The organism is Cellulomonas sp. KU4C, assembly GCF_056868065.1.
This window is the reverse complement of sequence record NZ_CP200322.1, coordinates 431,193-456,767: the sequence shown is the minus strand read 5'-3', so window position 1 is coordinate 456,767 and position 25,575 is coordinate 431,193. Positions and strand designations below refer to the sequence as shown.

Here is a 25,575-nt window from a genome sequence, read left to right as displayed (position 1 = left end):
CGGCGCTCGTGGGGGTCGGGACGGGCGGGTCCGAGACCGCGTCCGGACCGCACGCGGCGAGCGTCACGGCGAGGGCGGCGACGGTCAGCGCCGCCGCCCCCCGCGTGCGCCTCACCGCAGCCCGACGGCGGGGACGCCGTCCATGTCGTCGAACGCCTGGTTCTCGCCGGCCATCGCCCAGACGAACGAGTACGCCGCGGTCCCGACCCCGGAGTGCACCGACCACGGCGGCGAGATGACGGCCTGCCGGTCGGCGACGACGAGGTGCCGGGTCTGCGTGGGCTCGCCCATCAGGTGGATCACCCGGGCGTCGGCGGGGACGTCGACGTAGAGGTAGCACTCGGTGCGGCGCTCGTGGGTGTGCGCGGGCATCGTGTTCCACATGGAACCGGCGTGCAGCTGGGTCACCCCCATCACGACCTGGCAGCTCCGGACGCCGTTCTCGTGGATGTACTGCCGCAGCGTGCGGCGGTTGCTGGTCACCTGGTCGCCGAGCTCGCGGACCGTGGCGTCCTCGGGGAGCACGAGCACCGTCGGGTACGTCGTGTGCGCGGGAGCGGAGAACAGGTAGAACTGCGCGCCGTCGGTCGCGCCGTCCGTTGCGGCGGGCGCGTCGGCGAGCACCACCTCGCGGGTGCCCCGGCCGACGTACAGGCACGCGCCGTGCGGCAGCGTGTGCTCGACGCCGTCGGTCGTGATCGTGCCGGTGCCGCCGACGTTGACGATGCCGACCTCGCGCCGCTCGAGGAAGTACGCGCTGCGCAGGGTGTCGTCGGCGGGCAGGGTCAGGACCTGCCCCGCAGGCACGACGCCGCCGAGCACGACGCGGTCGTGGTGGGTCAGGACGAGTCGGACCTCGCCGGGGACGAACAGGTCCTCGACCAGGTAGGCGGCGCGCAGGGCGTCGGTGTCCATGCTGGGCACCTGCTGCGGGTGGGTGGGGTAGCGCTGGTCCACGGGGGAGTCTCCTTCGGGGGGTGGGGTGCGGTCGCCGCGCGTCAGCGCACGAGCCAGCCGCCGTCGACGGGGATGACGGCGCCGTTCAGGTAGTCGGACGCGGGCGAGGCGAGGAACACGAACGCCCCGGCGAGGTCGTCGGGGGTGCCCCAGCGACCGGCGGGGATCCGCTCGACGATGGCGCGCTCCCGGGCGGCGTCGGCCCGCAGCTGCGCGGTGTTGTCGGTGGCCATGTACCCGGGGGCGATCGCGTTGCTGTTCACGCCGTGCGCGGCGAGCTCGTTGGCGAACGCCTTGGTCAGGCCGGCGACGGCGTGCTTCGACGCGGCGTACCCGGGCACCAGGACCCCGCCCTGGAACGACAGCATCGAGGCGATGTTGATGATCTTCCCGGACCCCTGCGCGACGAACCGGCGGCCGGCGATCTGCGACAGGTGGAACACGGCGTCGAGGTTGAGGGCGAGCACGGCGTCCCAGTCGGCGGCCGGGTGCTCCAGCAGCGGGGCGCGGCGGATCATGCCCGCGTTGTTCACGAGCACGTCGAGACGGCCGAGCGTCGCGACGACGTCGTCGACGGCCGCCTCGAGGTCGGCGGGGGTCGCGGCCACGAGGTCGAGCTGGACGGTGTGGGCGCGGCGGCCCAGCGCGCGGACGAGCTCGGCGGTCTCGGGGGCGTCGACGTAGTCGATCACGGCGATGTCGGCGCCGGCCTCGGCGAGGGCCACGGCGGCGCGCTGGCCGAGGCCGCGGGCTGCGCCGGTGACGAGGGCGGTCCGGCCGTCGAGGCGGAACTGGTCGAGGATCATCGGGTCTCCTGGGGCGAGGTGGGTGCGGGGTGGGTGCGGGGACGGGACGGAGGTGCGCCGCCGCGGCACGACGACGTGCCGCGGCGGCGCGGGGTCAGACGGCGGCGGGCGCCGCGGGGATCTGCACGCGGGTCATGCGCGGCATCAGCACGTGCACGACGGTCAGCGCCAGCAGGTAGGCGACCGAGCAGACCAGGAAGATCGGCGTGTAGTTGCCGATCTTGTCCAGCACGTAGCCGGCGTACTTCGACATGACCATGCCGCCGATGCCGCCGAGCATCCCGCCGATGCCGATCACGGTGCCGACCGCGCCGCGGGGCAGCACGTCGCTGGGCAGCGTGTAGAGGTTCGCGGAGAACCCCTGGTGCGCGGCGGTGGCGATGCCGATGATGAGGACCGCCAGCCACAGGCTGCTGGCCTGGCCCGCGAACGCCACCGGCAGGGCCATCAGGCCGCAGACCAGCATCGTGGTCTTGCGCGCCCGGTTGATGGACCAGCCGCGCTGCATGAACCGGCTCGACAGCCAGCCGCCGCCGACGCTGCCGACGTCCGACAGCAGGTAGATCGCGACCAGCGGCGGGCCGAACGACTTCAGGTCGAGCCCGTACTGCTTGCCCAGGAAGTCGGGCAGCCAGAACAGGAACATCCACCAGATCGGGTCGGTGAGGAACTTCGCGACGGCGAACGCCCAGGTCTCGCGCAGCCGCACGATCACGCGCCAGTCGACCTTCTCGATCGACTCCTCGGGGTCCTGGGTGATGTGCGCGAGCTCGGCCTCGGAGACCTTGGGGTGGTCCTGCGGGCGCTTGTAGACCAGGAACCAGATCGGCAGCCACAGCAGGCCGCCGAGGCCGGTGACGATGAACGCCGCCTGCCAGCCCCAGGTCAGGACGATCACGGGCACGATCAGCGGCGTCGCGATCGCGCCGACGTTGGTGCCGGCGTTGAACAGGCCGGTCGCGAACGCGCGCTCCTTCTTCGGGAACCACTCGGTGACGGCCTTGATGCTGCCGGGGAACCCGCCGCCCTCGCCGATGCCCAGCAGGGCGCGGGCGAAGATGAACCCGGTCAGGCTGCGCATCCCGGCGTGCAGGAGGTGCGCGACCTGCCAGATCGCGAACGCGATGCCCAGGCCCCAGCGGGCGCCGATCCGGTCGATCACCCGGCCCCAGACCAGGTAGGAGGCCGCGTAGGCCGCCTGGAACCAGAAGATCGCGTTCGCGTAGTCCTGCTCCGACCAGCTGAACTCGTCGGACAGGTCGGCCTTCATGAGCCCGAGGGCCTGCCGGTCGATGTAGTTGATCGTCATCGCCGTGAACAGCAGGGCCACGATCACCCAGCGGTACTTCGTCATCCGCGCCGTCGCGGTCTGCACCATCGCCTCGCTGGGCCTGATGCTCATCGTGCTTCCACCTTCATCGTCTCCAGCTCTCTTCATCGGGGTGGAGTGGGGCCGAGGGGTGCCTCGACCACGTCGATCTCGACCTGGAACAGGTCGCCGAAGCGCAGCACGGCGTGCTGGCCCGGGATGACGTCGTGCACGCCGGTGACCGCACCGGTCGCGACGACGTCGCCCGCCCGGAGCGCGTGGCCCCGTGCGGTGCACACCTGCAGGGCGTGCCGGAACGCCTCGAGCGGCCCGCCGTCGGGCGCGTCGCCGGGGGTCGCGCTGCCGACGAGCACGCCGTCGACCCGCGTCTCGCAGCGCAGGTCGAGCCACGCGCCGTCCGTGCCGTCGACGGCGGTGCCGTCGACCGCCGGGCCGAGCGCGACGCCGGCGTTGTTGCCGAAGTCCGCCGCGACCGCCATCGGCCCGAGCCCGTTGATGTCGGGCACCGGGCTGCCGGCGAGCTCGACCGCGAGCCGCACGGCGCCGACGTGCGCGCGGGCGTCGTCGAGGGTCCAGTCCCGGTCCCCGGCCGGGACGTCCCGGCCGACGACGAGGGCGATCTCGGCCTCGACGCACGCGGTCCCGCCGGGGACGGCCGCGAACACGAGCCGTCCCGCGGGCACCGGGCCCAGCAGGCTCTCGACCACCGGGCCGACGAGCCGTGCGGCGCCCGCGCGGTCCCGCCACGCCGGGTGGATCAGCCCGACCTTCCACCCGGCGACGCGCTCGCCCCGCAGGGTGACGGCCTCGTCCTGGATCTCGTACGCCTCGGTCAGCGTCGCGGGGATGTCCCCCGGGAAGCCGTCCAGGCGGGTCTGGGCCCGCCGTGCCGCCACCAGTGCTGCGGCGACCGCGGACCCCACGTGCACGTCCATGTGCGCTCCTCTCTGAGTAAGCGGTTACGTTAGGGAATGGGTAACCGGTTACGCAAGGCCCAGATCGAGACCGCGGACATCTGGTATCGGGGGGTCTCCTACGATGGCGACCGGGCACCCGGGCCGATCGTCCGGGCGCCCGGGACGAAGGGGCGGGGACGCAGATGGCACGGGGCCGGCAGGCAGCGGGCACCGACGGGCGACGCCGCGGCGGGGTCACGATGCGCGACATCGCCGAGCTCGCGCAGGTGTCCAGCAAGTCCGTGTCGATGGTGGTCAACGGCCTGCCGGGCGTGGGCGCCGAGACCCGCGCCCGCATCGAGGCGCTGATCGCCGAGCACGGCTACGTTGCCCGCGCGCAGGCCCAGGGCCTCGCGACCGGCCGCGCGTTCCTCATCGGGCACGTGTTCAACAACCCGAACCCCGAGTACCTCATCACCATGCAGCAGGGCCTGCTCGACGGCCTCGAGGGCACCGGGTACGCGCTGGTCAGCTTCCCGCTGGAGCGCGACGACCCCCGGTTCGTCGAGCGGCTGCGCGAGTACGTCGACCGGCACCGGCTGGACGGCGTCGTGCTCACCTCGTCGGTGTCCGAGGACGAGCGCCTCAAGCCGCTGCTCGACGAGCTCCAGGTCCCCTACGTGCGGGTCTCGCCGGCGGCCGTCGACGAGCCCGGCCGCAGCGTCGCGGGCATGGACCGCCACGCCGCCGGGACCGCCGCGGAGCACCTGCGCGCGCTCGGGCACGTGCGGATCGGCACGGTCTGCGGCCCCGCGTCGTTCCTGTCCGGGCGGGAGCGGCTCGCCGGGTTCGCCGACGCCCTCGCCGCCTCGGGCACGCCCCTCGACCCCGACCTTGTGGTGCCGGGCGACTACACGTTCGCGTCCGGCGTCGCCGCGGGGGAGCAGCTGCTCGCCCGGGACCCGCGACCGACCGCGGTGTTCTGCGCCAACGACGAGATGGCGGCCGGGGTGCTCCAGGCCGCCCAGCGCGCCGGCGTCGACGTGCCGCGCGACCTGTCGGTGGTCGGGTTCGACGACTTCGCCATCGCCACCCGCGTGCAGCCGAACCTCACGACGATCCACATCCCGACCCGCGCGGCCGGCCGGATCGCGGTGCACAAGCTGCTCGCCGAGCACCTGGGCACCGACGCGGACGCGCCGTACCCGGTCCCGGAGCTGGTCGTCCGCGACAGCTCGGGCCCCCCGCCGGAGGTCTGACCCCGCGCGCCCCGCCTCCGCGCGGCCGCCGAGATCGGACCGCCCCGCCGAGACAGGACCGTCGGGCGCCCTCTCTCGGCGCGGAGGTCCTGTCTCGGCGTTGCGGGCGGGCCGGCGGGCGCGCGGGCTCCGGAGCGGGTCAGCCCGCCGGGAGCTGCGGGACCGCGGCCAGCAGCCGCCGCGTGTACGGCTCCCGCGGGTCCGTGAGCACCGACGCCGTCGCGCCCTCCTCGACGACCCGGCCGTGGTGCAGCACGACCGTCCGCTCGCAGAGCCGCCCGACGATCGCGATGTCGTGCGAGACCAGCACCAGCGTCAGCCCCTGCTCGCGGGCGAGGCGCCGCAGCAGCTTCGACCACCTGGCCGCGCACGGACACGTCGAGCGCGGACACCGGCTCGTCGGCGACGAGCACGGACGGCGACGGCGCCAGGGCCCGGGCGATCGCGATCCGCTGCCGCTGCCCTCCCGAGAACTGCGCGGGGTACCGGTCGACGACGTCGGGCTCGAGGCCCACGGCCGCCAGCACCTCGGCGACCCGCGCCCGGTGGTCGCCGGGGACCCGCAGCGAGCGCAGCGGCTCGGCGACGACGGCCCCGATCCGCATGCGGGGGTCGAGCGACGAGCGGGGGTCCTGGAACACCGGCTGCACGTCCGCGCGCAGGCGGCGCAGCAGGCCGCGGTCGCGCCGGTCGAGCACCTCGCCGCGGTAGCGGACCTCGCCGGTGGTGGGGGCGTCCAGCCCGAGCAGCAGCCGCAGCAGCGTGGACTTGCCGGACCCGGACTCCCCGACGATCCCGAGGCTGCGCCCCGCCTCGACCCGCAGGTCCACCCCGTCGAGCGCGCGGGTCCCCCCGAACGACCGGGAGACCGCGGTGGCCTCGAGCAGCGCGGCGGCGGTCATCGGGGTCCTCCGCTCGCGGGCAGGTCGGTCGTGGGCAGGCCCGTCACGGCGCGCGCGGCGGCGACGAGCTCGCGGGTATAGGCCGCCTCGGCGCCGGCCAGCGCGGCGCCGACGGTGGTGCGCTCGACCACCCGGCCGTCGCGCATCACCACCAGGTCGCGGGCCACGCGGGCGACGACGGGCAGGTCGTGCGACACGAACGCCAGCGCCACGCCGGTGCGGTCCACGAGGTCGTCCAGCAGGTCCAGCACCTCGGCCTGCACGGTGACGTCGAGCGCGGTCGTGGGCTCGTCGGCGAGCAGCACGCGCGGCTCGCAGGCCAGCGCCATCGCGAGCGCGACCCGCTGCCGCTGCCCGCCGGACAGCTGCCAGGGGTAGGACCGCAGGATGCGCTCGGTGTCGTCGAGGTGCACCAGCCGGGCGAGCCGGGCGGCCTCGGCGCGCGCCGCCGACCCGCGCAGCCCGCGGTGCAGCCGCAGCGGCCCGGTGATCTGCCGGCCCACGGTCATCAGCGGGTCGAGCGCGGTCAGCGGCTCCTGGAACACCATCGCGACCTGGGCCCCGCGCACCGTCGCGAGGCGCCGCGGCGGCAGCGTGAGCAGGTCGGTGCCGTCCAGCAGCACCCGGCCCGTGGCCCGCATGCCGTCGGGCAGCAGACCGAGCACCGCGAGCGCGGTCATGGACTTGCCGGAGCCGGACTCGCCGACGATCCCGAGCCGGCCACCCGCGTCGAGCGACCAGGAGACGCCGTCGAGCAGGGTCCGGCCGGACGAGGTGGTGACGGTCAGGTCCTCGACGGACAGCAGCGCGGTCATCGGTCGCCTCGCAGGTTCGGGTCGGTGCGCTCGCGGATCCCGTCGCCGAGCAGGTTCAGCCCGAGGACGGTCACCACGATCGCGATGCCGGGCAGGATCGCGCCCCACGGCTGGACGAGCATCGTCGACTGCGCCTCGTGCAGCAGCCGGCCCCAGGAGGCGTTCGGCGGCGGGGCGCCGAGCCCCAGGTAGGACAGGGACGCCTCGGCGAGCACGGCGCCGCCGCCGAGGAGCATGAGCTGCACCAGGAGCGTCGGCCACACGTTGGGGACGACGTGCCGCAGGACCGTGCCCCACCAGCCGGTGCCGGCGGCGTGCGCGGCGGTGACGTAGTCCTCGCGCAGCACCCGGGCGACGTTGACCCGGGTGACCCGGGCGATCACGGCGGAGCCGGAGATGCCGATCGCCCAGACCGCCGACGACAGCGACGCGCCCCGCACGGTCACGATGAGCATCGCGAGCAGCAGCGTCGGGAACGCGATCAGCAGGTCGACGGCGGACAGCAGCGTGACGTCGACCCAGCGGCGGGTGGCGCCGGCGAGCACGCCGACCGCGACCCCGAGCACGCCGGCGACGAGCATCGACGCGACCGCGACGACCAGGGCGTTGCCGGCGCCGGTCATCAGCTGGCTGAGCAGGTCCCGGCCCAGGCGGTCCGTGCCGCCCCAGTGCGCGGCGCTCGGTCCGGCCAGGCGCGCGCCGGTCCCGGTGTCGTCGAGGGCGTAGGGCGTCCAGACCAGGGAGACGAGGCCGACCAGGGCGACCAGGCCGACCAGGGCCGCGCCGACCACCAGGGACGGCGGCAGGGCGCGCCGGCGGCGGCGTGCGGCGGGGTCGGTGGGCGCGGCGGGGGAGCCCAGGCCGCGCGCCACGGGGGTCGTGGCGGACAGCTCGCCGGTCACGCGGCCACCTCCCGGGTGAGGCGCAGGCGCGGGTCGATGGCGCGCTGCGCGAGGTCGACCAGGGTGTTCATCACCAGCACCACACCTGTCAGCCCCAGCACCAGCGCCTGCACCACGGGCAGGTCGCGGGCGGTCACGGAGCCGAGCAGCAGCGTGCCGAGCCCCGGCAGGGCGAACACGTTCTCGATCACGACGGCCCCGAGCAGCGAGGTCGCCAGCTCGATGCCGAGGATCGACACGACGGGCACGGCCGCGTTGCGCAGCCCGTGCCGGCGCAGCGCCTGCCAGCGCCCGTAGCCGAGGGAGCGCGCGGTGCGCAGGTAGTCCTGGTCGAGCACGTCGAGCGTCGCCGACCGGACGTACCGGACCATCACCGCGGACATGGCGGTCGCCACGGTCACGACCGGCAGCACGAGCGACCGCGCGGCGGCGACCGGGTCGTCCCAGCCGGTGCGGGGGAACCCGCCCGCGGGCAGCACCTGGGCCTGCAGGGCGAGCACGAGGACCAGCAGCACGCCGACCCAGAACACCGGGACGGCGACGCCGAGCTGGGACACGGTGGACACGACCACGCCGACCGGCCCGCGCCGGTGCACCGCGGCGAGCACGCCGAGGGGCACCGACACGAGCACGGCCAGGACGAACGCGGACACGCTGAGCGGCACGGTGATCGGCAGCTTCTGCGCGATCAGGTCGCCCACGGGGAGCCGGGACACGAACGACGTGCCGAGGTCCCCGCGGACGATCTGCCCGAGCCACTGGAGGTACTGCGCCACCACGGGCTGGTCCGTCCCGAGCTCGCTGCGCAGCTGCGCGAGCTGGTCGGCCGTGGTCCCCACACCCAGCGAGGTGCCCGCGCTGTCGCCCGGCAGCAGCCGGAGCACGACGAACACGACCACGCTCGCGAGGAGCAGGGAGACCAGCAGCGCGCCGATCCGGAGCAGCACCTGGCGCACGGGGGTCAGGACCCCCGGACGATGTCGGCGACGTAGAACGACTCGGTGACCTGGTCGACCGGGAAGCCCGAGATGTCGGCCCGCGCGACGCGGATCTGCGGGTCCAGGTACAGCCAGGCGGACGCCGCCTCCTCGCCGATCGTCTCGTTGACCTGGGTCAGGAGCGCGACCTGCTCGGCCTCGGTGGCTGCCTCGTCGGCCTGGGTCACCCACGCCTGCACCTGCGGGTTGTCGTAGCCCCAGTAGAAGTCGGGGTTCGCGTACCAGAGCACGTCGCGCGGGTTCACGTGGCCCATCAGGGTCGTCGAGAAGTCGTGGTCCGTGTAGACCTTCTGGTACCAGGTGGCGTCGTCGACCGGGTTCGGGGTGAGCGTCACGCCGACCGCCGCGAGGTTCTTGGTCAGCAGCGCGAGGATCGCCTCGGTGGTGTCGTCCGGGATGTAGTCGACGGAGATCGTCAGGTCGGTGACGCCGGCCTCGGCGAGCAGCGCCTCGGCGGCGTCGGGGTCGTAGCCGTGCACGTCGGCCTGGTCGACGTACCAGGGGTCGGTCGGCGGGACCATCGAGCCGATGACCTGGCCGTAGCCGTCCCAGACGGCCGACAGGATCGCCTCGCGGTCGATGGCCTTGTACAGCGCCTGGCGGACGCGGACGTCGCTGAACGGCGCCTCGCGGTCGTTGAACGCCCAGATCTGCTTGGTCGTCGAGGTGCCCTCGGTGATCGTGAAGTCCGGGTTGTCCTGGAACTGGACGAGCTGGTCGGGGGAGTCCTCGGCGATGACCAGGTCGAGGTCGCCGGTGAGCAGCGCGTTGTTCAGCGCCGTCGTGTCCTGGAAGAACCGGAACGTCACCCCGGCGTTCTGCGCGGGCTCGCCCCAGTAGGCGTCGTACTTCTCGATGGTGAGGTGGTCTCCCTGGACCCACTCGACGAACCGGTACGGGCCGGTGCCGTTGTCGCTGGTCAGCTCGGTGTCGCCGTTCTTCACGACGGTGACCGACGCGAGGTAGAACGTCAGACCCTGCGACGGCCGCGACAGGTCGAGCCGCACGGTGGCGTCGTCGACCGCGGTGGCCTGCTGGATGACGAGCAGGTCGCTCTTGCGCGCGGACTTCGACTCGGGGCCGATGGCCTCGGAGATGCTCCAGACCACGTCGTCCGCGGTCAGCGCGGTGCCGTCGTGGAACGTCACGTCCGGCTGCAGGTGGAACGTGTAGGCGAGGCCGTCCTCGGAGACGTCCCAGGACTCGGCGAGCGTCGGGACGACCGAGCCGTCGACGTCCACCGAGGTCAGGCCCTCGTAGACGTTGCGGGTCATCGTCTGGGAGACGCCGGACGAGCCGCCGACGTTGCGCACCAGGCCGGTGGGCTCGTTGGTCGAGCCGATGACGATCTCGGCGGCGGGGTCGGCGGCGGCGGTCGAGCCGTCGGCGGAGCCGGAGCCCGAGCTGCACGCAGCCAGGACGAGGGCGGTCGCGACGGCCAGTGCGGCACCGAGTCGGGATCGGCGGGAGCTCACGGGGTGGTGTCCTTCCGGGAGGGTGCGCGGCGGGGTGCCGGGCACGGGGCACAGCGGGAGGTGCGGGTGCGGTACGGGTCCTCGACCGTGCGGCGTCCGAGGACTCGGAACCGGACCGGGCGGTCGGGAATTCCCGCGGGAGCACGGCCCGGGGACGCCGGGCGCGTGGGGGTGGGGTGGGGCGGACGGGTCCGCGGGGCCGGCGGACGGCCCGCCGGTTGCGACCGGGCGGGCGGGGCCGGGGCTCAGCGGGTCAGCGACCCGCGAGGGTGATCAGCGACGACAACAGCACGCGGCGGCCGACAGGGGTCGACGGGCGCGGAGGCGTGCGGCGGGGGTCGTGTGGCGCATGATGCCGATGACTGTAGCAACAACCGTCCGGGGTCCGGGACCGGCCGTCCGGCAGGTGGGCTACTCGGGGTTGCAGAGCGCCCCGAGCGTCGCGAGCAGGCCGACGTCCGGACGCCAGGGCTCGAGGTTCCAGCTCGCCTTGTCCGGCGCGCCGATGAGGTGGCAGGTCAGCTGGTCGTGGACGTTCTGGGCGTCGGCCTCGGGGACCGCGGTGACCAGCTGGGACCAGAGCGTCTCCTCCGCGGCCAGGCCACCGGCCCGACCCCAGCCCGTCGGCACCACCGCGAGGCTGCGGCCGCCCTCGTCGTCGCGGTCGGCCCAGGTGGCGCTGCCCAGCGCGGCACCCGCCGCCGTGCCGGTCACCGTGCCGTCGGTCACCGTGCCGTCGGCCGCGGTGCCGGACGTGCCCGCGGGGGTCGCGACCGACCAGGTGAGGGTGCCGTCGTCGCCGGCCAGCACGCGCACCCGCGCGCCCGAGCCCGCGGCGTCGCCGGACAGGACCGGCGGGGTCAGGCCGCCCACCGCGCGGCCGGCGGCGTCCCGCGCCACCACGGTGTCGTCGCGCAGCGCCTCCAGGGTCAGGCCCTCGCCGGCGGCGAACGTCGCGGCGGGCACCTCGGCGGCCGTGCCGTCGGTCGCGGGCAGCGGCGCGGCCAGCGTGGCGTTGCCGTCCTCGCCGGTGGTGACCGCGGCGTCGTCGAGGGGCGGCCACACGTGCAGGGTCAGGTCCCCGGCGCGGACCACGGACCCCTCCGACCGCACGCGTGCCGCGTGGGGCGACGCGCTCGACCCGGCGGAGGTCGGCGACGGCGCGGCGGTCGCGGCAGTCGCGGACGGGGGTGCGGACGGGGGTGCGGGTGCGGGGTCGCCCGTGCAGCCCGCGAGCAGCAGGAGCAGGCCGAGCGCCCCGGCGGCGGTCCGGGCGGGTCTGCGGGCGACGGTCACGGGCACCAGTGTGGGCGACGTCGGCGCCGCTGGTCAGAGCCGGCGCGCCTGCCGGGCGAACGCCCCGACCAGCACGACGACCTGCCCGACGATGAAGAAGAAGGCGGTCGCGTCGGCGGGGGCGCCGAACGCCAGGGCGCCCGCGGCGACGAACGTCAGCGGGAGCGCTGCGAGCCCGAGGGCGGCGAACGCCCGGGTCGCCACGGCGTGGTCGCGCTCGTCCGCGGTCCCGGCGAACAGCCGGTCCCCGGTCGTCGCGCTGCCCGGTCGCCGGCGCCCGCGCCAGATCGCGACGGCGCCGAGCGTCGCCCCGGTCGCGGCGCCGACCGCGAAGCCGCGGCCCATGTTCCCGGGGCCCCACCGGTCCAGCGCCAGCGCCGCCGCGGCGACCAGCACCGCCAGGACGCCCAGCACGACCGCGACGGCCAGGGTGCGCGCCGCCCCGGTGCGCGGGGTGCGGTCAGTCGTCGACATGGAAGATCTCCTCGATGGTCCGGCCGAACAGCCGGGCGATGCGGAACGCGAGCGGGAGCGACGGGTCGTAGCGCCCGCGCTCGATGGAGATGACGGTCTGCCGGGAGACGTCGAGCTGCCGCGCGAGGTCCGCCTGGGTCAGGCCGGCGGCGGCGCGCAGCTCGGGGACGCTGTTCCGCACGGGACGGCCTCTCGTCGGATGTCAAGGAACCTGTACACGAGAGCGTGCACGCCCGGACGCGCGATGTCACGGACGCTTGACCCTGGGGCGGGCGGTGCGTGTGCCCGTCGTCACGCCGGTAACCTGTGCGTGTCTGCCGACGCCCGCCCCCAGCCCGAGGGATTCGATGACCAGCGCGCCCAGCACCCCGCAGCCCTCCGAGCCCGTCGCCGACCACGCGGCCGGGCACGTGTCCGACACGGTGGAGCACGCCGCGGCGTCCCCCGACCTCGCGCAGCCCTACGCCGAGCTCGGCCTCAAGCCCGACGAGTACCAGCGGATCCGCGACATCCTCGGCCGCCGCCCCACGGCCGCCGAGCTCGCGATGTACTCCGTGATGTGGTCCGAGCACTGCTCGTACAAGTCCAGCAAGAACCACCTGCGCAAGTTCGGCGAGCGCGTCACCCCCGAGATGACCGAGCACCTGCTCGTCGGCATCGGGGAGAACGCCGGCGTCGTCGACATCGGCGACGGCTGGGCCGTCACGTTCAAGGTCGAGTCGCACAACCACCCGTCGTACGTCGAGCCCTACCAGGGCGCCGCGACCGGCGTGGGCGGCATCGTCCGCGACATCATCTCGATGGGCGCCCGCCCCGTGGCGGTCATGGACCAGCTGCGGTTCGGCGCGGTCGACCACCCCGACACCGCCCGCGTCGTGCACGGCGTGGTCTCCGGCGTCGGCGGCTACGGCAACTCCCTCGGCCTGCCGAACATCGGCGGCGAGCTGGTGTTCGACGCCTCCTACCAGGGCAACCCGCTGGTCAACGCGCTGTGCCTCGGCGTGCTGCGGCACGAGGACATCCACCTGGCCAACGCGTCCGGCGTCGGCAACAAGGTCGTGCTGTTCGGCGCGCGCACCGGCGGCGACGGCATCGGCGGCGCGTCGATCCTCGCGTCCGAGACCTTCGACGACACCAAGCCGTCCAAGCGGCCCAGCGTCCAGGTCGGCGACCCGTTCATGGAGAAGGTGCTCATCGAGTGCTGCCTCGAGCTCTACGCGGCCCGCGTGGTCGAGGGCATCCAGGACCTCGGCGCGGCCGGCATCTCCTGCGCGACCTCCGAGCTCGCGTCCAACGGCGACGGCGGCATGCACGTCGACCTCGAGAACGTGCTGCTGCGCGACCCCACCCTGACCGCCGGCGAGATCCTCATGTCGGAGTCGCAGGAGCGGATGATGGCGGTCGTCACGCCCGAGAAGCTCGACGCGTTCCTGGCGATCACGTCGCGGTGGGACGTCGAGACCGCCGTCATCGGCGAGGTCACCGGCACCGGCCGCCTGACGATCGACCACCACGGGCAGCGGATCGTCGACGTCGACCCGAAGACCGTCGCGCACGAGGGCCCCGTCTACGACCGCCCGTACTCCCGCCCGACGTGGCAGGACGCGCTGGTCGCCGACTCGGTCAGCACCCCCGAGGGGGCGCAGCGGTACGCCCGGCCCGCCACCGGCCCCGAGCTGCGCGCCGCCGTGCTCGACCTGGTCGCGTCGCCGAACCTCGCGTCGAAGGCCTGGGTCACCGACCAGTACGACCGGTTCGTGCAGGGCAACACCGCGCTCGCGCAGCCCGACGACGCCGGCGTGGTCCGCGTCGACGAGACCACCGGGCTCGGCGTCGCGCTCGCCACCGACGCCAACGGCCGGTACGCCAAGCTCGACCCGTACGCCGGCGCCCAGCTCGCCCTCGCCGAGGCGTACCGGAACGTCGCCGCGTCCGGCGCCCGCCCGCTCGCCGTCACCGACTGCCTGAACTTCGGCAGCCCCGAGGACCCGGCGTCGATGTGGCAGCTCGTCCAGGCGATCGAGGGCCTCGCCGACGGCTGCGCGACCCTGTCCGTCCCCGTCACCGGCGGCAACGTCTCGCTCTACAACGGCACCGGCGAGCCCGGCAAGATCGACTCCGCGATCCACCCGACGCCCGTCGTCGGCGTGCTCGGCGTGATCGACGACGTCGCGGCCGCCACCCCGTCCGGCTGGACCACCGCCGGCCAGTCCGTCTACCTGCTCGGCACCACGCGGCCCGAGCTCGACGGCTCCGCGTGGGCCGACGTCGCGCACCAGCACCTCGGCGGCGTGCCCCCGCGGGTCGACCTGGACGCCGAGCGCCGCCTGGCGACCGTCCTCGTCCGGGCCTCCCGCGACGACCTCGTCGACGCCGCGCACGACCTCTCCGAGGGCGGCCTCGCGCAGGCCCTCGTCGAGGCCTCGCTCCGGTACGGCGTCGGCGTGCAGGTGGACGTCGTCGCGCTGTGCGCCCGGGACGGCGTCACCCCGTTCGAGGCGCTGCTGTCCGAGTCCACGGCCCGCGCCCTCGTCGCGGTCCCGCGCAGCGAGGAGGTCCGGTTCGAGGACCTCTGCACGGCGCAGGGCGTCCCGCTGCTGAAGATCGGCGTCACCGCGGAGACCTGCACCCCCGGCGCCGGCGCCCCCACCGCGGACCTGCCCGACGACCACGTGCACGCCCCGGCGGTCGAGGTCACCGGCCTGTTCACGCTCCCGCTCGCCGAGGCCCGCGCCGCCTCGGAGGCCACCCTCCCGCACTACTTCGGCTGACGCCCCGGCTGCCGCGCCGAGATAGGTCCGTGACGCCGAGACAGGAGCTCCTGACGCCCTGTCTCGGCGCGGCGGACCTGTCTCGGCGGCGTCGGCATCCCCGGAAATCGGTCGACCCGCGGCGGTCCGCTCCCTAGCGTCGAGGGCATGTCCTCCGACCTCGGCGCCCGCCACGGGCGGGTGGTGCGCGTCGACCGCGGCGCGGTGCTCGTGCTGCCCGCCGCGGTCGACGGCGACGGCACCGCGGACGCCGAGGTGGTCCGGGTGGCGCTGCCCGGGGACGGGCTGGTGCCGCTGGCCGCGGCCGACGGCAGCCCCGGCGCAGACGGCGGCCCCGTCGCCGACGGCAGCCCCGCCGCCCACGTTCCCGCTCCCGCCGCCGACCGCCCCGCCGACCGCGTCCCCCCGGCCGTCGGCGACCGCGTGCTGCTCGGCACGCACCCCGACGGGACGCCTGCCCTGGCGGCGGTGCTCCCGCGGCGCACGGTCGTGGTCCGCGACGGCCCGGACCGCACCTCCCGCGAGCAGGTGCTCGCCGCGAACGTCGACGTCGTGCTCGTCGTGGAGCACCTCGACCCCGACCCGAGCCCCGGTCGCGTCGAGCGGCTGCTGACCCTCGCGTGGCGGTCGGGCGCGCAGCCCGTCGTCGTGCTGACCAAGGCCGACCTGGTGCCCGACCCGGACGGCATGGCCGAGGAGGTCCGCGCGGTCGCGATCGGCGCGGACGTGCACGCCGTGAGCGTCACCGCGGGCACGGGGCTCGACCCGGTGCGCGCGCTGCTGGGGCCCGGACGCACGCTGGTCGTCGTCGGCCCCTCCGGCGCGGGCAAGTCGACGTTGGTGAACGCCCTCGCCGGCGCGGAGGTCATGGGCACCGGCGACCGCCGCGCAGACGGCCGGGGCCGGCACACGACCGTGCACCGCGAGCTCGTGCCGCTACCGGGTGGATCCAGCCTGATCGACACGCCGGGGCTGCGCGGCGTGGGGCTGGTCGCGGACGCGCGCTCGCTCGACGCGACGTTCGCGGACGTCGCGGCGCTCGCCGGCCGGTGCCGGTTCGGCGACTGCGAGCACCGCACCGAGCCCGGCTGCGCGGTGCTGGCGGCGGTCGCGGACGGCACGCTGCCCGCGCGCCGGCTCGACTCCTGGCGGCGGCTCGCCCGGGAGGCGGCGTGGCAGGAGCGGCGCTCCGACGCGCGCCTCGCCGCCGCGGACCGGGCCCGCACCCGGCAGCAGACCGCGGCGTACCACCGGCTCCAGCGCCAGGGCCGCCCCCGCTGAGGTACGCCGCGCGGCCGGCGGACGGGGATGATGGGCCCATGCCTCCGCGCCGCCGCACCGACCCCGCGGTCGGCCGGGCCGCCGTCGCCGCCTGGCGCGTCGACCCGACCGACACCGCCGCCCGCCGCACCGCCGTCCGGTTCACGCTCGAGGAGCTCGCCGACGTCGCCCCGGGGCACACCGTCGAGGTGCGCGTCCCGCCGGACGGCGCCGTGCAGGCGATCGAGGGCCCGCGGCACACCCGCGGCACGCCGCCGAACGTCGTGGAGACCGACCCGCAGACCTGGCTCGCGCTGGCGACCGGCGCGACGTCCTGGGCCGACGCCGTCGCGCAGGGCCGGGTGCACGCCTCCGGCGAGCGCGCCGACCTCGCCGACCACCTCCCGCTCCAGGCCACCCGCCCCCGCTGACCCACCCGCCCCGCCGCGCCGCGCCGCGCTCAGGACTCCGCCGAGATGGCAACGCTCGCCTGTGCGGAGGCCCGGGGCCGCAGGCGAGGACTGTCATCTCGGCGGCGGCGGCGGGCGCGGTGGGCGGGCGCGGGGCGGGCGCGCGGGCGAGCGCGCGGGCGGGAAGGGCGCGTCAGCGGGTGAGGATCTCCGTCGCGCCCCGGGTGGCGTGCCGGGTGCCGGCCGTCGCGGCCGCGAGGGCGGCGTCGAACGCGTCCAGGTGCGCCGGCGGGACGAGCAGCGTGAACGTCGCCGACGCGGCGTACCCCACGTCCACCAGCGACGCGTCGTGGGCGGCCGCCCAGTCGACCAGGACGCCGTGCAGCCGACCGGCCTCGGCGTGCGGGGCGTCCACGGTGACCCGCACCGCGGCGCTGCGGCCGAGCACGCGGGCCCGGTCCAGCGCCTCGGACGTCGCGGTCGAGTAGGCCCGCACCAGGCCGCCCGCCCCCAGCAGGACGCCGCCGAAGTACCGCGTCACCACCGCGACCAGGTCGGTGAGCTCCCGGCGGCGCAGCACCTCGAGCATCGGGACGCCCGCGGTGCCGGAGGGCTCGCCGTCGTCGGTCGACCGCTGCTGCTCCGCGTGCGGTCCGACGGCGAGCGCGACGCAGTGGTGCCGCGCGTCCCAGAACTGCTTGCGGACCCGGGCGACGACCTCGTCGGCCTCGGCCACGGACGCGACGGGGTGCACCAGCGCGAGGAACCGGGACTTCTTCACCACCAGCTCGTGCTCGACCGGCGCGGCGATGGTGGACGGGTAGCGCGGCGCGTCGTCGGCTGCGGTCCCCACCCGCGAGAGCCTAGGCGCCCGGCGACCTAGGATCGACGGGTGCCTGATGCCGCCGACCCGCGACCCGCCGACCCGACGCCCGACGCCCCCGAGCCCGCACCCGTGCCCACCGAGGCCGAGCTGGCCGAGGTCGCCGAGCCCGCGCAGGTGCGCCGCGCCCCGAAGTTCGGCGCGTTCATCGTGGCCGGGGCGCTGGTCGGCATCGTGGTCGGCCTGGTCGCGGCGCTCGTGGCGGGCGGGAGCAGCGACGTCGTGTCGGACGGCACGGCGTTCATCAGCCTGCTCGAGGGGCAGGGCGCCGTGCGGTTCATCGCGGTCCTGACGGGCGCCGTCGTGGGCGGGTTCGCGGGGGCGGGCGCGGCCCTGCTGGCGGACCGGCGCAGCGTCCGGCGCGCGGGCGGCGACCCCCGCCGCTGACCCCCCGGAGTCGGCCGCGGGCGTGTCATGTGTCACCATGAGGACGTGGCCCCCCGCGGAGACGGACTGCTCAATCACGACCTCTTGCCGAACGAGAAGGGCCCCCAGGACGCATGCGGCGTCTTCGGGGTCTGGGCTCCCGGCGAGGAGGTCGCCAAGCTCACCTACTTCGGGCTCTACGCCCTGCAGCACCGCGGGCAGGAGTCCGCGGGCATCGCGACGTCCAACGGCGAGCAGCTGCTGGTCTACAAGGACATGGGGCTCGTCTCCCAGGTCTTCGACGAGACCGCGCTGAACGCCCTGCACGGGCACATCGCCGTCGGGCACGCGCGCTACTCGACCACCGGTGGCAGCACCTGGGAGAACGCGCAGCCGACCCTGGGCGCGACGGCCGGCGGCACGGTCGCCCTCGCGCACAACGGCAACCTCACCAACACGGCCGAGCTGGTCGACCTGGTGGCGGAGCGGTACGGCGCCCAGCGGCGCGGCGAGCTCGCCCGCGGCAACACCACGGACACCGCGCTGGTGACGGCGCTGTTCGCGGGCGACCCGGACCACACGCTCGAGGCCACGGCCCTCGAGGTGCTGCCGCGGCTGCGGGGTGCGTTCAGCCTGGTGTGGATGGACGAGCACACGCTCTACGCGGCGCGGGACCCGCAGGGGGTCCGCCCGCTCGTCCTCGGGCGCCTGGAGCGCGGCTGGGTCGTGGCGAGCGAGACCCCGGCGCTCGACATCGTCGGCGCGTCGTTCGTCCGGGAGATCGAGCCGGGCGAGCTCGTCGCGATCGACGCGGACGGCCTGCGCACGCAGCGGTTCACCGCGCCGCAGCAGCGCGCGGGGTGCGTGTTCGAGTACGTGTACCTGGCCCGCCCGGACACGGCGATCGCCGGCCGGTCGGTGCACGCCGCCCGCGTCGAGATGGGCCGGCGGCTCGCCGCCGAGCACCCCGTCGAGGCGGACCTGGTCATCCCCGTGCCGGAGTCCGGGACCCCGGCGGCGATCGGGTACGCGCAGGCGTCCGGCATCCCGTTCGGGCAGGGCCTGACCAAGAACTCGTACGTGGGCCGCACGTTCATCCAGCCGTCGCAGACGCTGCGCCAGCTCGGCATCCGGCTCAAGCTGAACCCGCTGCGCGAGGTGATCCGCGGCAAGCGGCTCGTGGTGGTCGACGACTCGATCGTCCGCGGCAACACCCAGCGCGCGCTGATCCGGATGCTGCGCGAGGCCGGCGCCGCCGAGGTGCACGTGCGGATCAGCAGCCCGCCGGTGAAGTGGCCGTGCTTCTACGGCATCGACTTCGCGTCCCGCGCGGAGCTGATCGCGAACGGCCTGGCGGTCGAGGAGATCGGCGCCTCGCTGGGCGCGGACTCCCTCGGCTACATCTCGATGGACGGGATGATCGCCGCCACGGAGCAGCCCGCGGCGCAGCTGTGCACCGCGTGCTTCACCGGGAAGTACCCGATCGAGCTTGCCGTCCCAGGACCGGCTCGGCAAGCACCTGCTGGAGCAGAACGAGCTGCCGCTCGGCGCGCCGGAGGACGGTCTCGCGACCCTCGTCCCGGGCGCCGGCGGGTCGACCGCGTTGGAGCACCCGTGACCGAGAGCATCACCTACGCCGCCGCCGGCGTCGACACCGAGGCGGGCGACCGCGCCGTCGAGCTGATGAAGGACGCCGTGCGGGCGACCCACGGACCGCAGGTCCTCGGCGGGGTCGGCGGGTTCGCCGGGCTGTTCGACGCGTCCGCCCTGGTCGGGTACCGGCGGCCGCTGCTGGCGACGTCGACCGACGGCGTCGGCACGAAGGTCGCGATCGCGCAGGCGATGGACGTGCACGACACCATCGGGTTCGACCTGGTCGGCATGGTCGTGGACGACATCGTCGTGGTGGGCGCGAAGCCCCTGTTCATGACGGACTACATCGCCTGCGGGCGCGTCGTGCCGGAGCGGATCGCGGACGTGGTGCGCGGCATCGCGGCGGCGTGCTCGGTCGCGGGCACCGCGCTGGTCGGCGGCGAGACCGCGGAGCACCCGGGCCTGCTCGGTCCGGACGAGTACGACGTGGCCGGCGCGGCGACGGGTGTCGTCGAGGCGGACGCGCTGCTCGGCCCGGAGCGGGTGCGGGACGGCGACGTCCTGGTCGCGCTCGGCTCGAGCGGGCTGCACTCCAACGGCTACTCGCTGGTGCGCCGCGTGGTGCAGCACGCCGGCTGGGCGCTGGACCGCGACGTGCCCGAGCTCGGCCGGACCCTCGGTGAGGAGCTTGCTCGAGCCCACCCGCGTCTACGCCTCCGACTGCCTGGCGCTGGTCGAGCGCGCCGCGGGCGCGGTGCACGGGTTCAGCCACATCACGGGCGGCGGGCTCGCGGCGAACGTCGCGCGGGTGCTCCCCGAGGGCCTGGTGGCCGACGTCTCCCGCACGTCGTGGGTGCTGCCGCCGGTGTTCTCGCTGGTGCAGGGCGCGGGCGGTGTGCCGTGGTCGGACCTGGAGCGCACGCTGAACCTCGGCGTCGGCATGGTCGCGATCGTCGACGCCGCGGGTGCGGACGGGGTGCTGCGGCACGCGGCGGAGCTCGGCATGACGGCGTGGGTCCTGGGCGAGGTCCGGACGCTCGACGCGGCGCGCGACGTCGCGGGACCCGACCTCGTGGCCGGCACCAAGGGCGTGCAGGGCGGCGCGGTCCGGATGAGCGGGGCGTACCGCACCGCGTGACGCCCGGCGGGGTGCGGTCAGCGGCCCCGGGCAGGCGTCAGGCCCGCCGTCGCGCGGTCCGCGCAGCGTCGTGCTGCGGGGTCACGCGAGGCGGGCCTGTGCTCCACGCGGGTCGCGGGGCCGCGACCGAGGTCGGCCGCACGCGCGGGGCGTGCCTGCCGACCGGGGGATTCAGCGCTCGGACGCCCAGCGAGGGGGGTACTCGTCACCCTCGTCGTCGGTGTCCTGGCGGCTGTCCGTGACGAGGTCTCCACCGCGGCCACCGTTGAGCTCGTGCTCCAGTGCCTGGTAGTTGGTGTCAGGGCTGAAGTACTTCAGCTCCCGTGCCACCTTCGTCTGCTTAGCCTTCTGACGGCCGCGGCCCATGGCATCGACCCCCTCTAACGTGGAAGCGGGGCGGCTCCGTGCTCACACGTGCGGCCCCGGGATGCTGAATCGTCTGTTCGAGTCGCAACGGTACATGGTCCCGACGCATTCCGACCACTCGCCAGGTGAGCGACTCCGGGGTCGTCGCGCCGCTGGACGGGTGGTCGGGCGGGATGCCCGGTTGCTGGTCGCCGGCGGCCCCGCGCGGGGCGTCCGAGAGTGTGACATATGCCACTTTTCGCCGTCTCGTCCGTGTGCTGGGAGCCCTGTCGGGTGCCGAGGAGGGCGGCGTCCGGAGGTCCGCGAGGACGGGGTGAAGTCGGTGGTCGACGCGGCGAGTCGCCGCGCTGTGACCGGGATCGGCGACCCGGACGGGTGACACCAGGGGCTCGGGATGCCCCCGTTCGGCCTACCCCCTCGACGCGCAGTCATGTCCGAGAAGACCTAGAGTGTCCGAATAGTTACCACTTGTCCGGAGATGGGACGTTGGTACTGGTTGTGGGAGTTCGGTCGTGACAGAGTGGTCACGACGGGGGCGCAAGGGGGGTACAGCGCATGAGGTCACCAGCGGCGTCGCCGACGGACCGAGGTCCGGCACCGGTGCTGACGGTGACCATGTTCCAGACGCCTTCGACGGTGGACCGCCCGGTCGGCCGTCGACTCGAGGACATCCCGGAGGTCTGACGTGTCCGCCCCGCACACCGAGAACGAGATCCTGCTGACCCCGTCCGAGGTCGCCACGCTGTTCCGTGTCGACCCCAAGACCGTGACCCGCTGGGCCAAGTCCGGCAAGCTGTCGTCCATCCGGACGCTCGGTGGTCACCGCCGCTACCGGGAGACCGAGGTGCGCGAGCTCCTCGGCGGCATCCCCGGCCAGCGCGGGGACGACGCCTGACGCGTCCCTGCACGCACCGACCGCGCCCGTCGTCCGCCTGCCGGACGGCGGGCGTCGTCGTCCGCCACGGACCGACCACCCGGCTCCCGCGGTGCCGCTGCGGTGTCCGACGACCGCCAGTGCTCCGCTCCGCCCGGCGCGCATGATGGAGCCATGACCACCGCACCTCCCGCCCCCGCACAGGCGGCCCTCGAGGCCGGTCGGCTGCTGGCCGTCGTCCTGCCGAGCCCCGGCGGCGAGCTCACGACCCTGCTCACCGAGGACGGCGTCGTCCGCGCCGCGGGCTTCGCGCCCGTGGCGGCGATGGCGGCCCGGCTGCCGGCGCCCCAGGTCCCCGCACCCGACGGGACCGTCGACGGACCCGTCCTGGTCGCGGCGACGGACCCCGCCGTCGCGCGGGTCGCCGAGGCCGTCGCCCGGTACGCCGCCGGGGAGCCGGGCGCGCTCGACGGCGTCCCCGTGGCGCAGCCGGGCGGGCCGTTCCAGCAGCGGGCGTGGGCGGCGATGCGGGCGATCCCGGCGGGCGGCACGCTCACCTACGCCGAGCTCGCGATCGCGGCGGGCAGCCCGGCGGCGGTGCGCGCCGCGGGGTCGGCGTGCGCGCGCAACCTCGTCGCACCGTTCGTCCCGTGCCACCGCGTGCTGCGGTCCGGCGGGGCGCTCGGTGGCTACTACTACGGGCTGGACGTGAAGCGGGCCCTGCTCGCGCACGAGGCCCGCTGACCCGGGCCGGACCCGGTCAGCGACGGACCAGCAGCACCACGGTCAGGGCCACGACGCCCACGCCGACCGCGAGCACGGCGCGCGCCCGGCCACGGTTCGCGGGGTCGGCCGCCGGGTCGGTGCCGACGGCGTCCCGCCACAGCCTGCTCGCGCCGGCCTTCGCGTCGGCGACCTGCCGCTGCGGGCTCAGCCGGGCGGCCAGCGCGTCGGCCGTCCCCGCGAGCTCGGCCCGCGTCAGCAGGACCTCCGCCTCGAGCTCGGTGATGGTCGGCTTGCGGGTGCTGTCGCTCATCGGCTCAGGCCCTCCTTGACGGACCGGGACACGGTGTCGGCGTCCTGCTTGAGGCCGGCGATCGCCTTCTCCGGCGTCGGCGGCGTGCCCTTCTTCAGGCTCTTCACGCCGAGCAGCGCGAGCACGGCCGTCACCACGGCGAGCACGACGAGGACGATCAGCGCGGCCAGCCACGGGGCCAGCACCTCGCTCAGGGCGAGGATGACGGTCGTCAGCAGGACGACGAAGGTGAAGAACCCGAAGAACGCGGCACCCGCCAGCAGCCCGACACCGATCCCGGCTGCCTTGGCCTTCTCCGCGAGCTCCGCCTTGGCGAGGTCGATCTCGGCACGGACCAGGCGCGCCGCCTGCTCGCTCATGCGGCTGATGAGCTGCCCGATCGACTGGTGGTCCGGGCCGGACCCGCTGCCCGCTGTGGTCGTCATCCGGTGCTCCTTCGTGGACGTGTGGCGTTCTGCCTAGTGTGGACCGTTCCGCTGGTCGGCGCAGTGCGGCTCAGTCGGTCCAGGGGTGCACGAGCTCCTCGGCGTCCTTCGCGGGCGCGGGTGCGGGCGGGGCCACGCGCACGGGCTGCGGCAGCCGACGCCGACCCCACGCCGCGAGCCCGGCCGCGACCGCCACGAGGACCACGCCCACCAGCAGGGCGGCCAGCCACAGGTCCAGCACGAGGGCGAGGGCGACCACGGCCGACGTCACGACGAGCGCGAGCCCGAAGACGGTGAGCAGCAGCGCGCCGGCGAACGCCAGGGCGCTGGGTCGGACCTCGACCGCGCGGGCCCGGACCGACCGGGTCACGGAGTCGATCTCGGTCTGCACCGCCCCGCGGATCCGGTCCTCGACCTGCTCGAACCGCTCGCGGGTGCGCTCGGCGAGCGGCTCCGTCAGGCGGCTGAACAGGCCCGCGCGGCGCGGCTCGTCGTCGGGGTGGGTCACCGGGTCCTCCTGGCGTCCTGCTGCGGTGCGTACGGACCCGTCCACCCTAGTCACCGGCGGGTAGGTGGTGGGAGCGCCGCTGGGTGGTCGGCGGGCGCCCGTACCGTCGTCCGGGTGAACCGGCACAACCAGGTGGTGCGCGTGGCGCTGGTGCTCGGCGACGGGCTGACGGGCACGGCGGTCGCCGCCGCGCTGGACTCGGACCCGCGGCTCGCCGTCGTGCACGTGGGGACGGGCTGCACCCGGGCGGTCGTCGCCGTCCGGCCGGGGGCCGCCGACGTCCTGGTGGTCGAGCCGACCGACCTGGTGGACGGCACGGGGGTGGCGCTCGCCGTCCGGCTGCAGCAGCGCGACCCCGGCCTGGCGGTGCTGCTGCTCGGCGGGGACGACGTCGCCGTGCTCGCGCGCGACGCCGGTGCGGGGGCGCCACGACCGTGGACGTCGCTCGCCCGGAGGTCGTGCCCGGACCCGGCGACGCTCGCGCAGGCCGTCGTCGCGACCGCCCGCGGGGACGCCGTGCGGGGCGCCGGCGCGGTGCGTGCAGGTCCGGCTGCCGGGACCCCGGCACGGGCGGCGGTGCTGCGGCTGGTCGCGCAGGGGCTGTCCAACCGCGCGGTGGCGCGCCTGCTCGGCCTGTCGCCGCGGTCGGTCGAGAACCACCTCGCCGCCACCTACCGCTCCCTCGGCATCGTGGGCGAGGACGTGAACCCGCGGGTGACGGCCGTGCTCGCCCTGCGGAGCGACGGAGACGGCTGACCGGCCCGGCCGGGTGCGGTTGGATGGGCGCGTCCACCCGTCCGCCGGGCCCCGGCCCGGGCCCGCCCGGAACGGCCCGCACGACCGCCGAGGAGGCTCGCCACGTCGGACCGAACCGCCCCGCCGCCGCCCGGTGCGCCCCGCGCGGCGGCCCCGTCCCCGCACCGGCGCGCCGTGCTCGCGCTGCTGGTCGGCGCGGGCGGTGCGATCGGGTCCCTCGGCCGGTACGCCCTCGCCCGGGCGCTGCCCGTGACGCACGGCTGGCCGGTCGGCACCCTCACCGCGAACCTGCTCGGGGCGTTCGCGCTGGGCGTCCTGCTCGAGGTGCTCGGCCGGCGCGGCCCGGAGACGCCCGGGGTCCTGCGGCTGCGGCTCGCCCTCGGGACCGGGGTGCTCGGCGGGTTCACCACGTTCTCCTCGCTGGCCCTGGAGACCGAGCGGCTGCTGGCCGCGGGTGCGGTCGGCACGGCGGCGGCGTACGCGGGGACCAGCCTGGTCGCGGGCGTGCTGTGCGCCGCGGCCGGGGTGCTCGCCGGGCGGGCGGTGCCGCGACCGGCTGGCACCCGCGGTGCGGAGCGGCCCGGCGGCGCGGGGCAGACCGGCGGGGCGGGGGAGGCGCGGTGAGCGGCGCGCTGCTCGTGGCCCTCGCGGGCGGGTTCGGCGCGGCGACCCGGTTCTGGGTCGACGGCGAGGTCCGGGCCCGGGGGCGTGCGGTGCTGCCGGTCGGGACCCTGGTGGTGAACGTGACGGGCTCGCTGCTGATCGGGCTGGTCGCGGGGGCGCACCTGTTCGCCGGGCTGCCTGCCACGGGGTACCTGCTGCTCGCGACCGGGTTCTGCGGCGGGTACACCACGTTCTCGGCGGCGACGGTCGAGACGGTGCGGCTGGCCCAGGCCGGCGACCGGGGTCGCGCCGTCGCGTACCTCGTCGGGTCGATGCTGCTGACCCTGGCGGCCGCGGCGGCCGGGGTCGGTGCGGTGGCCGCCTGGACGCACTGGACCGGTTGACCCAGTTGCCACGGGGCGGGCGGGTTTGCGACCCTCGTCGCACCCCGGCGCCGACGGGCCGGCCGCGGGCCG

26 protein-coding genes and 3 pseudogenes are annotated in these 25,575 nt (G+C 75.4%); 12 read left to right on the top strand and 17 right to left on the bottom strand.

Translation table 11 applies throughout. The features are described from left to right. Positions 1-111: 111 nt before the first annotated feature. The 4 genes from kduI to AC1VL8_RS02125 all read right to left on the bottom strand — a co-directional run bounded on the left by kduI (position 112) and on the right by AC1VL8_RS02125 (position 4,028). Positions 112-957: a 5-dehydro-4-deoxy-D-glucuronate isomerase gene (gene kduI / locus AC1VL8_RS02140; RefSeq protein ID WP_483073941.1), complete on the bottom strand. Its 846-nt coding sequence runs from the start codon at positions 955-957 to the stop codon at positions 112-114. A gap of 41 nt (positions 958-998) precedes the next feature. Beyond that, positions 999-1,763, bottom strand: a complete 765-nt coding sequence (kduD, locus tag AC1VL8_RS02135; RefSeq protein ID WP_483073940.1) for a 2-dehydro-3-deoxy-D-gluconate 5-dehydrogenase KduD — start codon at positions 1,761-1,763, stop codon at positions 999-1,001. A gap of 94 nt (positions 1,764-1,857) precedes the next feature. Further along, positions 1,858-3,165, bottom strand: coding sequence for an MFS transporter (locus tag AC1VL8_RS02130; RefSeq protein ID WP_483073939.1), 1,308 nt, complete (start codon positions 3,163-3,165; stop codon positions 1,858-1,860). A gap of 32 nt (positions 3,166-3,197) precedes the next feature. After that, on the bottom strand, positions 3,198-4,028 hold the full coding sequence (locus AC1VL8_RS02125; protein ID WP_483073938.1) for a 2-keto-4-pentenoate hydratase: 831 nt from the start codon (positions 4,026-4,028) through the stop codon (positions 3,198-3,200). Between the two features lie 164 nt (positions 4,029-4,192). On the opposite strand from AC1VL8_RS02125, the gene AC1VL8_RS02120 reads away from it, so the two are divergent. Beyond that, positions 4,193-5,248, top strand: coding sequence for a LacI family DNA-binding transcriptional regulator (locus AC1VL8_RS02120; protein ID WP_483073937.1), 1,056 nt, complete (start codon positions 4,193-4,195; stop codon positions 5,246-5,248). Between the two features lie 139 nt (positions 5,249-5,387). On the opposite strand, the pseudogene AC1VL8_RS02115 reads toward AC1VL8_RS02120, so the two are convergent. The 8 genes and pseudogenes from AC1VL8_RS02115 to AC1VL8_RS02080 form a co-directional block, all read right to left on the bottom strand. After that, a pseudogene (locus tag AC1VL8_RS02115) lies at positions 5,388-6,150 on the bottom strand (ABC transporter ATP-binding protein). Then, on the bottom strand, positions 6,147-6,965 hold the full coding sequence (locus AC1VL8_RS02110) for an ATP-binding cassette domain-containing protein (RefSeq protein WP_483073936.1): 819 nt from the start codon (positions 6,963-6,965) through the stop codon (positions 6,147-6,149). Before AC1VL8_RS02110 ends, AC1VL8_RS02115 begins: the two are co-directional and overlap by 4 nt. Then, positions 6,962-7,867, bottom strand: coding sequence for an ABC transporter permease (locus AC1VL8_RS02105; protein ID WP_483073935.1), 906 nt, complete (start codon positions 7,865-7,867; stop codon positions 6,962-6,964). The genes AC1VL8_RS02110 and AC1VL8_RS02105 overlap by 4 nt, the downstream gene beginning before the upstream one ends. Next, on the bottom strand, positions 7,864-8,823 hold the full coding sequence (locus AC1VL8_RS02100) for an ABC transporter permease (RefSeq protein WP_483073934.1): 960 nt from the start codon (positions 8,821-8,823) through the stop codon (positions 7,864-7,866). Before AC1VL8_RS02100 ends, AC1VL8_RS02105 begins: the two co-directional genes overlap by 4 nt. 5 nt (positions 8,824-8,828) lie before the next feature. After that, a complete protein-coding gene (locus tag AC1VL8_RS02095; protein ID WP_483073933.1) occupies positions 8,829-10,340 on the bottom strand; it encodes an ABC transporter substrate-binding protein in 1,512 nt (503 codons plus the stop codon). A gap of 411 nt (positions 10,341-10,751) precedes the next feature. After that, a complete protein-coding gene (locus tag AC1VL8_RS02090; RefSeq protein ID WP_483073932.1) occupies positions 10,752-11,636 on the bottom strand; it encodes a DUF2599 domain-containing protein in 885 nt (294 codons plus the stop codon). A gap of 33 nt (positions 11,637-11,669) precedes the next feature. Continuing rightward, positions 11,670-12,110, bottom strand: a complete 441-nt coding sequence (locus tag AC1VL8_RS02085) for a hypothetical protein (protein WP_483073931.1) — start codon at positions 12,108-12,110, stop codon at positions 11,670-11,672. Then, positions 12,097-12,291 carry a helix-turn-helix transcriptional regulator gene (locus tag AC1VL8_RS02080; protein ID WP_483073930.1) on the bottom strand — a complete coding sequence of 65 codons (195 nt, stop codon included), beginning with the start codon at positions 12,289-12,291 and terminating at the stop codon, positions 12,097-12,099. Before AC1VL8_RS02080 ends, AC1VL8_RS02085 begins: the two co-directional genes overlap by 14 nt. A gap of 166 nt (positions 12,292-12,457) precedes the next feature. Between AC1VL8_RS02080 and purL the strand changes: the two genes are divergently transcribed. The 3 genes from purL to AC1VL8_RS02065 all read left to right on the top strand — a co-directional run bounded on the left by purL (position 12,458) and on the right by AC1VL8_RS02065 (position 16,572). Beyond that, entirely contained in the window at positions 12,458-14,881 is a 2,424-nt protein-coding gene (purL, locus tag AC1VL8_RS02075) for a phosphoribosylformylglycinamidine synthase subunit PurL (RefSeq protein ID WP_483073929.1), read from the top strand. A 147-nt stretch (positions 14,882-15,028) separates the two neighbouring features. Then, positions 15,029-16,162, top strand: coding sequence for a ribosome small subunit-dependent GTPase A (rsgA, locus tag AC1VL8_RS02070; RefSeq protein WP_483073928.1), 1,134 nt, complete (start codon positions 15,029-15,031; stop codon positions 16,160-16,162). A gap of 38 nt (positions 16,163-16,200) precedes the next feature. After that, a complete protein-coding gene (locus tag AC1VL8_RS02065) occupies positions 16,201-16,572 on the top strand; it encodes a sterol carrier family protein (protein ID WP_483073927.1) in 372 nt (123 codons plus the stop codon). 172 nt (positions 16,573-16,744) lie between these two features. Here AC1VL8_RS02065 and AC1VL8_RS02060 read toward each other — a convergent pair whose 3' ends face one another. Further along, a complete protein-coding gene (locus tag AC1VL8_RS02060; protein WP_483073926.1) occupies positions 16,745-17,404 on the bottom strand; it encodes an IMPACT family protein in 660 nt (219 codons plus the stop codon). Between the two features lie 39 nt (positions 17,405-17,443). Here AC1VL8_RS02060 and AC1VL8_RS02055 point away from each other — a divergent pair, with 39 nt between their 5' ends. The 3 genes and pseudogenes from AC1VL8_RS02055 to purM all read left to right on the top strand — a co-directional run bounded on the left by AC1VL8_RS02055 (position 17,444) and on the right by purM (position 20,531). Next, positions 17,444-17,821 (top strand): histidine kinase, encoded by a 378-nt coding sequence (locus tag AC1VL8_RS02055; protein ID WP_483073925.1) that lies wholly within the window; start codon positions 17,444-17,446, stop codon positions 17,819-17,821. 27 nt (positions 17,822-17,848) lie between these two features. After that, a pseudogene (gene purF / locus AC1VL8_RS02050) lies at positions 17,849-19,418 on the top strand (amidophosphoribosyltransferase). Then, positions 19,415-20,531, top strand: a pseudogene (gene purM, locus AC1VL8_RS02045) (phosphoribosylformylglycinamidine cyclo-ligase). The pseudogenes purF and purM overlap by 4 nt, the downstream one beginning before the upstream one ends. Before the next feature lie 171 nt (positions 20,532-20,702). On the opposite strand, the gene AC1VL8_RS02040 reads toward purM, so the two are convergent. Then, complete coding sequence (locus AC1VL8_RS02040) at positions 20,703-20,897, bottom strand: DUF3073 domain-containing protein (protein WP_389231684.1); 195 nt, start codon at positions 20,895-20,897, stop codon at positions 20,703-20,705. Between the two features lie 685 nt (positions 20,898-21,582). Between AC1VL8_RS02040 and AC1VL8_RS02035 the strand changes: the two genes are divergently transcribed. Both AC1VL8_RS02035 and AC1VL8_RS02030 read left to right on the top strand, forming a co-directional pair. Next, positions 21,583-21,792, top strand: coding sequence for a BldC family transcriptional regulator (locus AC1VL8_RS02035; protein WP_389231681.1), 210 nt, complete (start codon positions 21,583-21,585; stop codon positions 21,790-21,792). A gap of 153 nt (positions 21,793-21,945) precedes the next feature. Next, the gene (locus tag AC1VL8_RS02030; protein WP_483073924.1) at positions 21,946-22,515 is read left to right on the top strand and encodes a methylated-DNA--[protein]-cysteine S-methyltransferase; all 570 of its coding nucleotides are present in this window, start codon (positions 21,946-21,948) and stop codon (positions 22,513-22,515) included. A gap of 16 nt (positions 22,516-22,531) precedes the next feature. Here AC1VL8_RS02030 and AC1VL8_RS02025 read toward each other — a convergent pair whose 3' ends face one another. The 3 genes from AC1VL8_RS02025 to AC1VL8_RS02015 form a co-directional block, all read right to left on the bottom strand. Beyond that, a complete protein-coding gene (locus tag AC1VL8_RS02025) occupies positions 22,532-22,807 on the bottom strand; it encodes a DUF3618 domain-containing protein (protein ID WP_483073923.1) in 276 nt (91 codons plus the stop codon). After that, on the bottom strand, positions 22,804-23,232 hold the full coding sequence (locus tag AC1VL8_RS02020; RefSeq protein WP_389231673.1) for a phage holin family protein: 429 nt from the start codon (positions 23,230-23,232) through the stop codon (positions 22,804-22,806). Before AC1VL8_RS02020 ends, AC1VL8_RS02025 begins: the two co-directional genes overlap by 4 nt. Positions 23,233-23,302: 70 nt before the next feature. Continuing rightward, entirely contained in the window at positions 23,303-23,740 is a 438-nt protein-coding gene (locus AC1VL8_RS02015) for a phage holin family protein (protein WP_389231670.1), read from the bottom strand. A gap of 114 nt (positions 23,741-23,854) precedes the next feature. Here AC1VL8_RS02015 and AC1VL8_RS02010 point away from each other — a divergent pair, with 114 nt between their 5' ends. The 3 genes from AC1VL8_RS02010 (at position 23,855) to crcB (ending at position 25,503) form a co-directional block, all read left to right on the top strand. Beyond that, positions 23,855-24,496 carry a helix-turn-helix transcriptional regulator gene (locus AC1VL8_RS02010; RefSeq protein WP_483073922.1) on the top strand — a complete coding sequence of 214 codons (642 nt, stop codon included), beginning with the start codon at positions 23,855-23,857 and terminating at the stop codon, positions 24,494-24,496. A gap of 174 nt (positions 24,497-24,670) precedes the next feature. Continuing rightward, complete coding sequence (locus AC1VL8_RS02005) at positions 24,671-25,120, top strand: fluoride efflux transporter FluC (protein ID WP_483073921.1); 450 nt, start codon at positions 24,671-24,673, stop codon at positions 25,118-25,120. Then, complete coding sequence (crcB, locus tag AC1VL8_RS02000; RefSeq protein ID WP_483073920.1) at positions 25,117-25,503, top strand: fluoride efflux transporter CrcB; 387 nt, start codon at positions 25,117-25,119, stop codon at positions 25,501-25,503. Before AC1VL8_RS02005 ends, crcB begins: the two co-directional genes overlap by 4 nt. Positions 25,504-25,575 lie beyond the last annotated feature (72 nt).